This is a genomic window from Escherichia sp. HH091_1A, assembly GCF_030295175.1.
In the GTDB taxonomy this organism is placed as follows: domain Bacteria; phylum Pseudomonadota; class Gammaproteobacteria; order Enterobacterales; family Enterobacteriaceae; genus Escherichia; species Escherichia coli_F.
Genome location: NZ_AP025747.1, coordinates 5139012 through 5152441, shown reverse-complemented (window position 1 = coordinate 5152441; position 13430 = coordinate 5139012). Strand labels below are relative to the sequence as shown.

Sequence of the window (13430 nt, the reverse complement as noted above, 5' to 3'; positions counted from 1 at the left end):
ACTTACCTTTTTGTACGTACTTACTAAAAGTAAGTTTAGGTGGTAGCGTATTTAAACACAAGACAAACCGATGGAGGCTTCCCATGATCGCAATTACCGGCGCAACCGGCCAACTTGGTCACCATGTTATTAACTCCTTACTGAAAACCGTTCCTGCCAGCCAAATAGTGGCTATCGCACGTAACCCGGCAAAAGCGCAGGCATTGAGCGCGCAAGGCATTACTGTACGTCAGGCTGAATACGGCGATGAGGCCGCACTGACATCTGCGCTTCAGGGAGTGGAAAAACTGCTGCTGATCTCTTCCAGCGAAGTGGGGCAACGTGCCCCGCAGCATCGAAATGTTATTAATGCCGCTAAGGCGGCGGGCGTGAAATTTATCGCTTATACCAGCCTGCTACATGCTGATACCTCCCCGCTCGGCCTCGCCGATGAGCACATCGAGACGGAGAAAATGCTGGCTGCTTCTGGCATCGCTTACACCTTGCTGCGCAACGGCTGGTACACCGAAAACTATCTCGCCAGCGCCCCGGCAGCACTGGAGCACGGCGTATTTATCGGTGCCGCGGGCGATGGCAAAATTGCCTCAGCTACGCGAGCTGATTATGCGGTAGCTGCGGCGCGCGTAATTAGCGAAGCAGGTCACGAAGGCAAGGTTTATGAACTGGCAGGTGATAGCGCCTGGACACTGACACAGTTAGCGGCGGAACTCACTAAACAGAGCGGCAAACAGGTTACCTATCAAAACCTGAGCGAAGCTGATTTCGCCGCGGCGCTGAAAAGCGTCGGTCTGCCTGACGGGCTGGCGGATATGCTGGCAGATTCTGACGTTGGCGCATCGAAAGGCGGCCTGTTTGATGACAGCAAAACGCTTAGCAAATTGATTGGCCGCCCAACGACAACATTAGCCGAGAGCGTAAGCCATCTTTTTAATGTTAATAACTAGTTAATTAAAGTGGCATCCTCCCGTATCCTCTCTGATAATGACGGGATGCGGGGAGCAATCATGTCTGCTTCCTGAACTTTCTTCTGACAGACCAATGGATGCCAGTAATGATTAGCGGCGTGCTGTACGCCCTGTTAGCAGGGTTGATGTGGGGGCTTATATTTGTCGGGCCGTTGATCGTGCCGGAATACCCGGCGATGTTGCAGTCGATGGGTCGTTATCTGGCGTTAGGGTTAATTGCGCTGCCCATTGCCTGGCTGGGACGCGTGCGTCTGCGTCAGTTGGAGCGTCGCGACTGGCTTACCGCCTTGATGCTCACCATGATGGGCAACCTCATCTATTACTTCTGCCTTGCCAGTGCCATTCAACGTACTGGCGCGCCTGTTTCCACGATGATTATCGGCACCCTGCCGGTGGTGATTCCTGTCTTCGCCAATCTGCTTTATAGCCAGCGTGACGGTAAACTCGCGTGGGGGAAACTCGCCCCGGCGCTGGTTTGTATTGGCATCGGCCTGGCATGTGTAAATATTGCTGAGTTAGACCACGGACTCCCCGATTTTGACTGGGCACGTTATACCTCTGGCATCGTGTTGGCGTTAGTTTCCGTGGTCTGCTGGGCGTGGTATGCCTTGCGCAACGCCCGTTGGCTGCGGGAAAACCCAGACAAACATCCGATGATGTGGGCAACGGCGCAGGCGCTGGTCACGCTGCCGGTTTCGCTCATCGGTTATCTTGTCGCCTGTTACTGGCTGAATACGCAAACGCCGGGCTTCTCCCTACCTTTTGGCCCCCGTCCGCTGGTGTTTATTAGTCTGATGATTGCGATAGCTGTGCTTTGCTCATGGGTCGGCGCACTTTGCTGGAACGTCGCCAGCCAGCGATTACCGACGGTTATCCTCGGACCGTTGATTGTTTTCGAAACGCTGGCAGGTTTGCTGTACACCTTTTTACTCCGCCAGCAAATGCCGCCGCTAATGACGCTGAGCGGTATCGCGCTGTTAGTGATTGGCGTGGTCATTGCGGTCAGAGCCAAACCGGAAAAACCCTTAATTGAACCTGTCTCTGAAAGTTGACACGCTGGCAGTGAGTTAAATAAGCCTCTGCTACGTAAGGGTTATAGCATTCACCTTAAAGATGCATTTAAAATACATCTTATCTTATTAAGAATGAGGTATCAGCTATGGCTTATCGCGACCAACCTTTAGGTGAACTGGCGCTCTCTATTCCTCGCGCTTCGGCTCTGTTTCGTAAATATGATATGGATTACTGCTGTGGCGGTAAGCAAACGCTGGCGCGCGCGGCGGCACGTAAAGAACTGGATGTTGAGGTCATTGAAGCCGAACTGGCAAAGCTTGCTGAACAACCGATTGAGAAAGACTGGCGTAGCGCCCCACTGGCAGAAATCATCGACCATATCATCGTGCGCTACCACGATCGTCACCGCGAGCAGTTGCCGGAGCTGATCCTGCAAGCTACCAAAGTCGAGCGCGTTCACGCCGACAAACCGAGCGTGCCAAAAGGGCTGACAAAATACCTGACTATGCTGCATGAAGAGCTTTCCAGCCACATGATGAAAGAAGAGCAGATCCTCTTCCCGATGATCAAACAAGGAATGGGCAGCCAGGCGATGGGGCCAATCAGCGTAATGGAAAGCGAGCACGATGAAGCGGGCGAACTGCTGGAAGTAATTAAACACACCACCAATAACGTCACACCGCCGCCAGAAGCCTGCACCACCTGGAAAGCGATGTATAACGGCATTAATGAACTGATTGATGACCTGATGGAGCACATCAGTCTGGAAAACAATGTGCTGTTCCCGCGCGCGCTGGCGGGTGAGTGATCTAAAAGCTGGATGGCATTGCGCCATCCAGCATGAGAAAGCCGTTACTTCCGCAGTTCAGCAGTCCGCTTCTTACCAATAAACAACCAGCCCAACCCCAGCGCGATAAACCACAGCGGGGTAACCAGCAGCGCCTGGCGAGTGTCATCTTCCAGTGTCAGCAGCACGACCACGAACACAAAGAACGCCATACATACCCAGCACATCAGCTTGCCGAGCGGCATCTTGTAGATAGACTTCTCATGCAGGTGCGGACGCTGTTTGCGATACACCAGGTATGAGCAAAGGATAATCGTCCAGACGAACATAAACAGAATCGCGGAAACAGTCGTGATCATCGTGAACGCGCCAATTACACTTGGATTCACATACAACATCACCACGCCGCCGAGCAGACAGATACAAGAGAAGGTCAGCCCTTTCGCGGGCACGGCGCGCTTAGAAAGTTTAGCGAACGCTTTCGGCGCAACACCTTCCTGGGCCAGACCAAACAGCATACGGCTGGTAGAGAAGACGCCGCTGTTAGCGGAAGACGCCGCAGAGGTCAGCACCACAAAGTTGATTACGCTGGCAGCCGCAGGCAAACCCACCAATACAAACAATTCAACAAACGGGCTTTTCTCCGGGACTACTGAACTCCACGGCGTCACGGACATAATCACAATCAGCGCGAAGACGTAGAACATAATGATACGGATCGGAATGGAGTTAATCGCGCGTGGCAGTGATTTCTCCGGATCTTTCGTTTCCGCAGCGGTTGTACCGACCAGCTCAATCCCCACGAAAGCGAAAACCGCTATCTGGAATCCGGCAAAGAAGCCACTTAAACCTTTCGGGAACCAGCCGCCGTCATTCCACAAATGCGCAAACGACGCTTCCACACCGGTCGGTGACTGGAAGTGCATCATGACCATGATCAGACCAACGACAATCAGCGACACGATGGCGACAATTTTGATCATCGCAAACCAGAACTCCATCTCACCGAACATTTTCACGGTAGCGAGGTTGAGCGTCAGCAGCAGCACTATCACCGCCAGCGAGGCAACCCAGTCGGAGAGATCGGGGAACCAGAACTGAGCATAGGCAGTGATGGCCACCACGTCCGCCATACCGGTAACCACCCAGCAGAACCAGTAGGTCCAGCCAGTGAAATATCCCGCCCATGGCCCCAGTAAATCGGAAGCGAAGTCACTAAAAGATTTGTATTCCAGATTCGAAAGCAGCAATTCCCCCATTGCCCGCATCACGAAAAAGAGCATAAAACCGATGATCATATAAACGAAGATGATCGACGGTCCGGCAAGGCTGATTGTTTTACCGGACCCCATAAACAACCCCGTACCAATGGCCCCACCAATGGCAATAAGCTGAATATGTCGGTTTGTGAGATTGCGCCGTAGCGACTGTTCAGCCGGAGCCTGATCATCGGCAACGACTTTTACCTGATCTACCATGTTTTTTTCTTCCTGTACCTGTCTGTGTTGTTCAGGCTCTGCGGCCTTTAGTCAGTCTATGATACGACGAATCTGTATCGGGACTCATCGATATTAGGTAACAATACGCGGGATGAATACTAAGATTTAGATCTAATGTTAATTTTATGTTTAAAGTGAGTGTCATATCACGGTGATAACGCGAAACAGCTCACAAAAATACACGCTTACGTGGTCTTTGCAACACAAAATAGCGCCATTTGGCAAACTGAAGGGTTTATTGCTGAATGCCTGCTCCCCTCTGGCTCGAGGGGAACAGAATGCGCTGCTTAGAGGATTTCCAGCAGTTCGACTTCAAACACCAGGGTGCTGAACGGAGGGATGGACGCGCCTGCGCCACGCTCGCCATATGCCAGTTCCTGCGGGATAGTCAGTTCCCATTTAGAACCTACCGGCATCAGAGTCAGTGCTTCAATCCAGCCAGGGATCACGCCGTTAACCGGGAATTCAGCTGGCTCGCCGCGAGCGACGGAGCTGTCAAACACGGTGCCGTCGATCAGTTTTCCGGTGTAATGAACACGAACGCGGTCGGTACGTGCCGGAATTGCGCCTTCCCCCTGATTGATCACGCGGAATTGCAGGCCAGATTCGGTGCTATTCACACCTTCTTTTTTGGCGTTTTCTTCCAGGTATTTCACACCTTCAGCAGCCATCGCCTGGAAACGCTGACGACGAACGGCATCGGCGCGTTCGTGGATTTCACGCAGCGCGCGGTGCACCACATCAACCGGAACAGCCGGATGTTTGCCTTCCAGCGCATCGGCAATGCCTGCAACCAGTGCTTCTGGCAGCAGCCCTTCCAGGCCTGATTCACTCAGTTGTTGCCCTACCTGCAAACCAATGCCGTAGCTTGCTTGCGCTTCGATGGTGTCAAAAGTTGGGGTGGTCATCGTATTTCCTTTCTTAGGGTATAAAGTAGCGGGCAGCATATCAGCCACACTTCTTTGGGTAAAACTTTGTCGCGGGAATGATGACAAATCCCGGGGAAAAAGAAACAATAGCAATATCCCGTATGAATATAATAAAGGCGGGTTTACCACGGACATCATAGCGTTAGCTTATTCATAGGCTATGATTGAGGAACAAGACGCGGAGCAGGAGGAAACCATGCCCGGGCGCTTTGAACTAAAACCAACCCTGGAGAAAGTCTGGCACGCGCCGGACAATTTTCGCTTCATGGACCCGCTACCGCCGATGCATCGTCGGGGGATCATTATTGCCGCTATTGTATTGGTGGTCGGATTTCTACTCCCGTCGGATGATACGCCAAACGCGCCGATGGTGACGCGTGAAGCACAGTTAGATATTCAGTCGCAATCACAACCGCCGACAGAAGAACAGCTGCGGGCGCAATTAGTCACACCACAAAATGATCCTGATCAGGTGGCTCCGGTCGCTCCAGAACCGATACAGGAAGGCCAACCGGAAGAGCAGCCGCAAACCTCGCAAGTGCAACCTTTCCAGCCAGATAGCGGAATTGACAATCAATGGCGCTCTTATCGTGTCGAACCCGGTAAAACAATGGCGCAGCTGTTCCGCGACCACGGACTGCCCGCTACCGATGTCTATGCAATGGCGCAGGTAGAAGGCGCGGATAAGCCACTGAGTAATTTGCAAAATGGGCAGATGGTGAAAATCCGCCAGAACGCCAGCGGCGTGGTGACGGGCTTAACCATTGATACGGGAAATAATCAACAGGTCCTGTTTACCCGCCAGCCGGATGGCAGTTTTATTCGCGCGCGGTAGATGAAGGGTCAACCAGAAGCCAGCTAAGGATCGTCTCTTTGATGACCTTACGCCTGGCTTCCAGTGCCTGCGGTGAAACCATACTGATGTGATAAACCAGGCCAAGCGTATGCTGGTTGATCAAATAATATCCTCCAAGAGCAGCAATATTAATATTCACCTGCAACGGGTCGATATCTGGCTTAAAAATATTGCGCCGTTTGCCTTCAGCTAATAATGACTCCATTAACTGTAAGTGTGCGTGGTTAATTTCTAAAAGGCGCTGTGATTTTGCATAATGCACCCCTTTACTCTGGTTTTCACTATGCACAATTTTTAAAAACCAGGGGTTAGCAATGTAATAATCCCAGGTGAAATCGATAATTTTCTCAATGGCTTTTTGTGGCGGAAGACCTGAGAAATCAAGGGATTTTTCTTTTTGCCGGATATCATTCCAGGTATATTCCAGCACTTCGATAAATAAATTTTCTTTATTACCAAAGTGATGATAAACCGTCTGTTTACTGCACTCCGCGGCCTTGACGATATTATCGACTCTGGCCCCTTCGTAACCATATTCGGCAAATTCATTAACCGCACATAACAACAGCTTTTCCTTCAGGCTTTGTACGTTGCTGGTATCAAGATACATTCCGCTTCCCCACGTCTTCTTCGTGATGACTATCTTAACCCGATTTGTTAGAAGCTCCACTAAAATGGCTAAAAACTCGCAATTTCATCGGGTTATCAAATGCTCTGTGATCATTATCGCATATCAACCAACTAGATGGTTGATCTTTCTTGCCACACATTGCAAGCTAATCGTCACTTAAGGAAATAATATTCAAAAAGAGGGTTATCGTATGAAGTCAACACGTCCTGTTGCTGTCATCACTGGAGCCGCACGTGGTATTGGAAAGGGCTGTGCACTGGAACTTGCGCGTGGCGGATTTAATCTGCTGATTAATGATCGTCCGGATGCCGACAGCGTAGAAAAATTACATGCCACACAACAAGAATGTCTGGCGGAAGGCGTGGAAGTGATTTGCTTCCCTGCTGATGTTGGCGATCTCTCCCTTCATGAAGAGATGCTCGACGCGGCGCAAAACCAGTGGGGACGTCTGGACTGTCTACTCAACAACGCAGGCATTTCAGTGAAAAAACGCGGTGACCTCCTCGACCTCGAACCAGACAGCTTCGACCAAAACATTGCCATTAACACCCGTGCGCCGTTCTTCCTTGCTCAGGCATTCAGTAAGCGATTACTGGCACAGCCGAAACCGGAAGCAGAACTGCCGCACCGCTCGATTATTTTTGTCAGTTCCATTAACGCCATCATGCTGGCGATGAATCGCGGCGAATATACCATTGCCAAAACTGCCGTCTCCGCCGCAGCTCGTCTGTTTGCCGCTCGCCTTTGCAATGAACAAATTGGCGTTTATGAAGTGCGCCCTGGCCTAATCAAAACCGATATGACCATTCCGGCAACGGCTTATTACGACGAACTGATTGCTAAGGGGTTAGTGCCGTGGGGACGTTGGGGTTATCCGGCTGATATTGCCTCAACGGTCCGCGCGATGGCGGAAGGCAAACTGATTTACACCTGTGGTCAGGCGGTCGCCATCGACGGCGGCTTAAGTATGCCGCGCTTCTGAGGCTGAATCATGAGAGATCTGTTACAACGCCCGGATTTATTCAGTATCAATACTGCGACACTGGGCTATAAAACGCCGCTACCTGCCATTATTGATGCCTGCGCCGCACGCGGTATTGGCGCGATTGCCCCCTGGCGCAGGGAGTTGCAGGGTGAAGATCTCCAGCAAATCGCCCGCCAGCTTGCTGCCAGTAACATGAGCGTTTCCGGTTTGTGCCGTAGCACCTATTACACCGCGCCGACGCTGACGGAACGCAAACTGGCGATTGATGATAACCGCCGGGCGCTGGACGAGGCCGCTGTACTGAACGCCGCCTGTTATATGCAGGTGGTTGGCGGTCTGCCAATGGGAACAAAAGATCTGTACGAAGCGCGGGAACAAGTGAAACAAGGGATTCGCCAGTTGCTGCCACATTCGAAAGATGTCGGCGTACCAATTGCGCTGGAGCCGCTGCACCCGATGACCGCCGCCGATCGCTCTTGCCTGTGCACGTTACATCAGGCGTTGGACTGGTGTGATGAACTCGATCCCGATGGGGAGTTTGGCCTCGGCGTGGCGGTAGATGTCTACCACGTTTGGTGGGATCCGGATCTCGCCAGTCAGATCCTGCGTGCCGGAAAACGCATCCTCGCGTTTCATGTTTCCGACTGGCTGGTGCCAACCACCGATTTAGTCAATGACCGGGGAATGCCGGGAGATGGCGTAATCAATATTCCGTCTATTCGTCGCCAGGTAGAAAATGCCGGATTTAACGGTGCTGTGGAACTGGAAATTTTCTCACCGTACTGGTGGCAGCAAGATATTAACAGCACGTTGGATATTAGCGTCGATCGCATCGCGCATTATTGCTAAGGAATGATCATGAGTGACCAACCCGTTCTGTTCAGCAGAGCGGCGGCTTCCTGCCGCCTGACATTGAACCGTGAAGATAAATGTCATGCTATTAATGAAGAAATGATCGAATCTCTCGACCATTATTTAAATGAAATTGAAAACGACACCACATTACGATTAGTCGAATTAACGGCAACCGGCGATAAATTCTTTTGTGCAGGCGGCGATATTAAATCGTGGTCAGCCTATTCGCCATTAGATATGGGCAGAAAATGGATTAAACGCGGCAATGACGTTTTTAATCGCCTGCGCAATTTACCTCAATTAACGGTTGCGAATCTCAACGGTCATACCATCGGCGGTGGTATTGAACTTGCCTTGTGCTGCGATATTCGTATTGCCCGCCCCAGTGCGAAATTCTCTAATCCGGAAGTAATGCTCGGCATGGTGCCTGGCTGGATGGGCATTGAACGCGTGCTTAATCAGGTCGGTCCGGTGGTCGGTCGCCAGATGCTGATGCTGGGTAAACGCCTGACGGCGCAGGAAGCTCAGGCGGCGAATTTAATTGATGAAGTGGTAGAAAAAGAACAGGTGGAAAGCTGGATGGCGAATCAGTTAGCGCAGCTGGAAAAATGCGGTCCGGTGGCGCTCGCACATATTAAGCAACTGATTCTGGCGCTGGAAAATAAACACGCCGATTACCCGCACCAGTTACTGGCTGGATTAATGTCCGCCACTCAGGATTGCCAGCAGGCGACGCGCGCATTTGCCGAAAAAAGTAGCGTGATCTTCCAAAATCAATAAGGAAATTGTATGCGTAAGATAACAACCGCCGAGACACTGGCGGCGCAAATTCAGGACGGCGCAACCATTGCCATTAGCGGTAATGGCGGCGGCATGGTGGAAGCGGACCATATTCTGGCTGCTATTGAAGCGCGTTTCCTGCAAACCGGACACCCGCGCGATCTGACATTAATCCACTCACTGGGCATTGGCGATCGCGACTGCAAAGGCACTAACCGCTTCGCTCATGCAGAGATGCTCAAACGCATCATTGCCGGACATTTTACCTGGTCGCCCAAGATGCAGGATCTGGTGAAAAACAATGCTATTGAAGCCTACTGCTTCCCTGGTGGCGTAATTCAGGCACTGCTGCGGGAGATCGGTGCCGGACGTCCAGGGCTTTTTACCCACGTTGGGCTGGGATCGTTTGTTGATCCGCGCAACGGCGGCGGTAAGTCGAACGCCAGCACCACTGAGGATCTGGTAGAGCTGATTGAAATCGACGGTGAAACCAAACTTCGTTATCGCCCTTTCAAAGTGGATTACGCGATTTTGCGTGGCACTTATGCTGATCCGCGTGGCAACGTCAGCCTCGAAGAAGAGGCGATTGATATGGATAGCTATTCCATGGCGCTGGCAGCACACAACAGCGGCGGCAAAGTGTTCGTACAGGTGCGCGATGTGCTGGAAGCTGGTGCCATTGAACCACGCCGGGTCAAATTACCGGGCATTCTGGTTGATGGCATCGTTGAACACCGCGAACAACCACAAACCTATCTTGGCGGTTACGATCTGACCATTAGCGGTCAGCATCGCCGTCTAAGTTCTAACGACGCAATTGAACTGGTTAGTCATCCGGTGCGCCGCCTGATTGCCCGTCGGGCAGCACGCGAACTTGTAGCTGGCGCTTCAACCAACTTTGGCTTTGGCATTCCCGGCGGCATTCCTGGGGTTGCACTGCGCGAAGGCGTGCCTTATCAAAGTTTATGGCTGAGCGTCGAGCAAGGCGTGCATAACGGTATGATGCTGGATGATGCTCTGTTCGGCTGCGCCCGTAACGCCGATGCCATTATTCCATCACTCGATCAATTCGAATTCTACAGTGGCGGAGGGATCGATATCACCTTCCTCGGCATGGGAGAGATGGATCAGTACGGTAACGTCAACGTCTCCCATCTCAATGGCAATCTCATTGGCCCCGGCGGATTTCTCGAAATTGCGCAAAACGCCCGTAAAGTGGTGTTCTGCGGCACGTTCGACGCCAAAGGTAGCACGATTGATGTAACACCAGATGGCTTGCATATCGCCCAGTCAGGTCAAATCCCTAAACTGGTTACCCAGGTGGAAAAAATCACTTTTAGCGCCGCTTACGCACAGCAAAGCGGTCAGGAAGTGTTGTATATCACTGAACGTGCAGTATTCCAGTTAACAGCAGAAGGCGTTGAATTAATTGAAATCGCACCAGGCGTGGAGATTGAGCGCGACATTCTGCCGCATATGGCCTTCCGTCCAATTATCAATCAGCCACGCCTGATGGAAAGTAGCCTGTTTACGCCGATGGAGGATGCATGAGTCAGCTTGATGACACCCTCCTTGATGCGCTGACGCACGTCACTTTCCCGAAGGGTTTTGTGTCAGCAGAGCCAGCGTCAATTGTCACGGTTGAAGATGTCGATTACCCGATCTGGCAAGTTGATGCGCTAGTCGTTGGTAGCGGCGCGGCAGGGCTGCGCGCAGCGGTTGAACTTAAGCGCCGCCAGCAAAATGTGCTGATCGCCACCGCTGGGTTATATATGGGGACATCGGCATGTTCTGGTTCCGATAAACAGACGCTGTTTACCGCCGCTACCGCGGGCAACGGCGATAACTTCGCCAAACTGGCGGAAGCACTGGCGAGCGGTGGGGCGATGGATCACGACACCGCTTATGTCGAAGCGGTAGGTTCTCTGCACACTCTTGGCGGGTTGCAATATCTTGGTCTGGAATTACCGGAAGATCGCTATGGCGCAATTCTTCGTTATCAAACCGACCATGACGAAGCCGGGCGAGCAACCTCGTGTGGGCCGCGTACTTCTCGCCTAATGGTGAAAGTATTGCTGGAGGAAGTGCAGCGTCTTGCCATACCACTACTGACCAGTGCAACGGTGATTAAGCTCCTGCATCAGCACGGAGAGAATGGCGAAGATCGCGTTGCGGGGGCTATTCTCGCAACCGGTTCCCGCGCCTATAACCCTTGGGGGCTGGCTATTGTGACGGCGCCCAATGTGGTACTGGCAACGGGCGGACCGGGCGAGCTTTATCGCGACAGTGTTTATCCACATAAATGCTTCGGCTCGCTGGGGCTGGCGCTGGAAGAAGGTCTGACGCTAACCAATCTGACCGAAAGCCAGTTTGGTATAGGCACGCCGCGCAGCACGTTTCCGTGGAATTTGTCCGGCACCTATGTACAGGTGATCCCATATATCTATTCCGTGGATGCCGGGGGCAACGAGTATAACTTCCTCGCAGATTACTATCGCACCACCCAGGAGCTGGCTTCAAACATCTTCCGTAAAGGCTATCAGTGGCCGTTTCACGCCACACGAGTGATGGATTTTGGCTCCAGCTTGTTAGATATGGCAGTAGCGCAAGAGCAGCAATCAGGGCGTCAGGTATTTATGGATTTCAATCGCAATCCTGAACCTGTGCCGGGTGACCTGCCGTTCTCATTAGATCGACTGGACGACGACGTTCGCGCGTATCTGGAAAATAACGACGCTCTGGCACCATCGCCCATCGAACGACTGCAACGAATGAATCCGCTGTCTATCTCGCTGTATAAGATGCACGGTTACGATCTCACCACGCAGCCATTGCAGTTTGCCATGAATAATCAGCATATGAATGGCGGCATTGAAGTGGATATCTGGGGGCAAACCTCCCTGTCCGGCTGTTTCGCCGTGGGGGAAGTTGCTGGCACACACGGCGTCACTCGCCCTGGTGGTGCGGCATTGAATGCCGGGCAGGTTTTTGCTGTTCGTCTGGCACGTTTTATTGGTTGCACGCAAAAGCGGTCCGTTGAGGATGATGTCGCGCAGCTAGTAGCCTCACCTCTGCATACAATCAGAGAAGTTATCGCTCAGGCACTGGCAAACGAGAACGGAATGACGCTGGCAACGGTAAAAGAAAAAATCCAGGCGCGAATGTCTGATTACGCGGGATTTATTTGCCATGCTGATAAAGTTCGTCACGCCGCCCGTGACGCCATGCTGTTAAATGAATTTGCGCAGCAACATGGTCTAACTATCAACCACGCCGGTGAAATTGCCGAGCTATTTATGTGGCGGCATATGGCATTAACATCCGCTGCGGTGTTAAGCCAGCTATCACATTATATTGATGCTGGCGGTGGTAGTCGTGGAGCGCGGATGATTATTGATCCACAAGGAGAATATCTTCCACAAACTCGTCGCGGCGCAATCGAAGATTGGCGTTTTCGCTCTGAACAAGCTGAAGATAAAAATCACAGACTAACTCTCTCCTTTTCACAAGGTTTATTTATTAATGAAATTAAGTTCTTGAGAAACTTACCGCATATTAAAGGTATTTACTTTGAGAAGAATTGGCCTGATTTTCTTAACGGAACAATTTATCAGACACGGCATGAATAATATTGCAAAGGTTAATCACTATGCGAAATATAATCAGATCTATTAATTCATTGCTTTCCACATTGAACATTACCATTTTGGCAATTATTGTGATGTGCGTTACATGGCAAGTAGTAGCACGATTTATCTTTAAAAGCCCCAGCATTTTTACAGATGAACTTAGTCGTTTACTATTTATTTGTCTTGGACTTTTTGGTGGTGCTTATACTGCCGGACAAAACCGACATCTGGCCATTGATCTTCTGCCAATGATGCTAAAAGGAAAATCCCGACGTTATTTATTCTTATGTATTCAGGCCATTGTTATTCTTTTTGCCTCTATCATTATGGTTTATGGTGGCGGGTTATTAACACTGGACACATTTGATTCAGGGCAAACTTCTCCGGCTTTAGGCTGGCAGATGGGATATATTTACATGAGCATTCCAATAAGTGGCATCCTTATTATTATATACACCATAGATACAGTTTTAACCGAACTTAAACAACCACTCTAAAAT

13 protein-coding genes are annotated in these 13430 nt (G+C 51.3%); 10 read left to right on the top strand and 3 right to left on the bottom strand.

Going from position 1 to position 13430, the window contains the following annotated elements:
• Nucleotides 1–83: 83 nt before the first annotated feature.
• From qorB to ytfE, 3 genes are all read left to right on the top strand, one after another.
• Nucleotides 84–944 (top strand): NAD(P)H:quinone oxidoreductase, encoded by an 861-nt coding sequence (gene qorB, locus QUF14_RS25460; protein WP_000560542.1) that lies wholly within the window; start codon nucleotides 84–86, stop codon nucleotides 942–944.
• Between the two features lie 107 nt (nucleotides 945–1051).
• Nucleotides 1052–2017, top strand: a complete 966-nt coding sequence (locus QUF14_RS25455; protein WP_024212010.1) for a DMT family transporter — start codon at nucleotides 1052–1054, stop codon at nucleotides 2015–2017.
• 107 nt (nucleotides 2018–2124) lie between these two features.
• Nucleotides 2125–2787, top strand: a complete 663-nt coding sequence (gene ytfE / locus QUF14_RS25450) for an iron-sulfur cluster repair protein YtfE (protein WP_000331457.1) — start codon at nucleotides 2125–2127, stop codon at nucleotides 2785–2787.
• 44 nt (nucleotides 2788–2831) lie between these two features.
• Here ytfE and cycA read toward each other — a convergent pair whose 3' ends face one another.
• The gene (gene cycA, locus QUF14_RS25445) at nucleotides 2832–4244 is read right to left on the bottom strand and encodes a D-serine/D-alanine/glycine transporter (RefSeq protein ID WP_000228335.1); all 1413 of its coding nucleotides are present in this window, start codon (nucleotides 4242–4244) and stop codon (nucleotides 2832–2834) included.
• Nucleotides 4245–4552: 308 nt separating this feature from the next.
• A complete protein-coding gene (gene bamJ / locus QUF14_RS25440) occupies nucleotides 4553–5173 on the bottom strand; it encodes a BamJ family beta-barrel-assembly machinery protein (protein WP_000211225.1) in 621 nt (206 codons plus the stop codon).
• A gap of 217 nt (nucleotides 5174–5390) precedes the next feature.
• On the opposite strand from bamJ, the gene ytfB reads away from it, so the two are divergent.
• Nucleotides 5391–6029, top strand: a complete 639-nt coding sequence (gene ytfB / locus QUF14_RS25435; RefSeq protein WP_001119464.1) for a cell division protein YtfB — start codon at nucleotides 5391–5393, stop codon at nucleotides 6027–6029.
• Here ytfB and QUF14_RS25430 read toward each other — a convergent pair.
• Nucleotides 6013–6660: a TetR/AcrR family transcriptional regulator gene (locus tag QUF14_RS25430; RefSeq protein ID WP_001355101.1), complete on the bottom strand. Its 648-nt coding sequence runs from the start codon at nucleotides 6658–6660 to the stop codon at nucleotides 6013–6015. The two genes, ytfB and QUF14_RS25430, sit on opposite strands and share 17 nt — an antisense overlap.
• A 211-nt stretch (nucleotides 6661–6871) precedes the next feature.
• On the opposite strand from QUF14_RS25430, the gene QUF14_RS25425 reads away from it, so the two are divergent.
• From QUF14_RS25425 to QUF14_RS25400, 6 genes are read left to right on the top strand one after another with little or no spacing between them, the layout of a single operon-like run.
• Nucleotides 6872–7663: a 3-ketoacyl-ACP reductase gene (locus tag QUF14_RS25425; protein WP_000843394.1), complete on the top strand. Its 792-nt coding sequence runs from the start codon at nucleotides 6872–6874 to the stop codon at nucleotides 7661–7663.
• A gap of 9 nt (nucleotides 7664–7672) precedes the next feature.
• Nucleotides 7673–8515, top strand: coding sequence for a sugar phosphate isomerase/epimerase family protein (locus QUF14_RS25420; protein ID WP_001205240.1), 843 nt, complete (start codon nucleotides 7673–7675; stop codon nucleotides 8513–8515).
• A 9-nt stretch (nucleotides 8516–8524) separates the two neighbouring features.
• A complete protein-coding gene (locus QUF14_RS25415) occupies nucleotides 8525–9301 on the top strand; it encodes an enoyl-CoA hydratase/isomerase family protein (RefSeq protein WP_001283554.1) in 777 nt (258 codons plus the stop codon).
• A 9-nt stretch (nucleotides 9302–9310) separates the two neighbouring features.
• The gene (locus QUF14_RS25410) at nucleotides 9311–10852 is read left to right on the top strand and encodes an acyl CoA:acetate/3-ketoacid CoA transferase (RefSeq protein WP_001226985.1); all 1542 of its coding nucleotides are present in this window, start codon (nucleotides 9311–9313) and stop codon (nucleotides 10850–10852) included.
• Nucleotides 10849–12930: an FAD-dependent oxidoreductase gene (locus tag QUF14_RS25405; protein WP_000080364.1), complete on the top strand. Its 2082-nt coding sequence runs from the start codon at nucleotides 10849–10851 to the stop codon at nucleotides 12928–12930. Before QUF14_RS25410 ends, QUF14_RS25405 begins: the two co-directional genes overlap by 4 nt.
• 20 nt (nucleotides 12931–12950) lie before the next feature.
• The gene (locus QUF14_RS25400; RefSeq protein WP_001244360.1) at nucleotides 12951–13427 is read left to right on the top strand and encodes a TRAP transporter small permease; all 477 of its coding nucleotides are present in this window, start codon (nucleotides 12951–12953) and stop codon (nucleotides 13425–13427) included.
• Nucleotides 13428–13430: the final 3 nt, after the last annotated feature.

Coding starts and splice junctions, on each gene's coding strand:
- qorB (WP_000560542.1), top strand. CDS start 84: ATGATCGCAATTACCGGCGCAACCGGCCAACTTGGTCACCATGTTATT.
- QUF14_RS25455 (WP_024212010.1), top strand. CDS start 1,052: ATGATTAGCGGCGTGCTGTACGCCCTGTTAGCAGGGTTGATGTGGGGG.
- ytfE (WP_000331457.1), top strand. CDS start 2,125: ATGGCTTATCGCGACCAACCTTTAGGTGAACTGGCGCTCTCTATTCCT.
- cycA (WP_000228335.1), bottom strand. CDS start 4,244: ATGGTAGATCAGGTAAAAGTCGTTGCCGATGATCAGGCTCCGGCTGAA.
- bamJ (WP_000211225.1), bottom strand. CDS start 5,173: ATGACCACCCCAACTTTTGACACCATCGAAGCGCAAGCAAGCTACGGC.
- ytfB (WP_001119464.1), top strand. CDS start 5,391: ATGCCCGGGCGCTTTGAACTAAAACCAACCCTGGAGAAAGTCTGGCAC.
- QUF14_RS25430 (WP_001355101.1), bottom strand. CDS start 6,660: ATGTATCTTGATACCAGCAACGTACAAAGCCTGAAGGAAAAGCTGTTG.
- QUF14_RS25425 (WP_000843394.1), top strand. CDS start 6,872: ATGAAGTCAACACGTCCTGTTGCTGTCATCACTGGAGCCGCACGTGGT.
- QUF14_RS25420 (WP_001205240.1), top strand. CDS start 7,673: ATGAGAGATCTGTTACAACGCCCGGATTTATTCAGTATCAATACTGCG.
- QUF14_RS25415 (WP_001283554.1), top strand. CDS start 8,525: ATGAGTGACCAACCCGTTCTGTTCAGCAGAGCGGCGGCTTCCTGCCGC.
- QUF14_RS25410 (WP_001226985.1), top strand. CDS start 9,311: ATGCGTAAGATAACAACCGCCGAGACACTGGCGGCGCAAATTCAGGAC.
- QUF14_RS25405 (WP_000080364.1), top strand. CDS start 10,849: ATGAGTCAGCTTGATGACACCCTCCTTGATGCGCTGACGCACGTCACT.
- QUF14_RS25400 (WP_001244360.1), top strand. CDS start 12,951: ATGCGAAATATAATCAGATCTATTAATTCATTGCTTTCCACATTGAAC.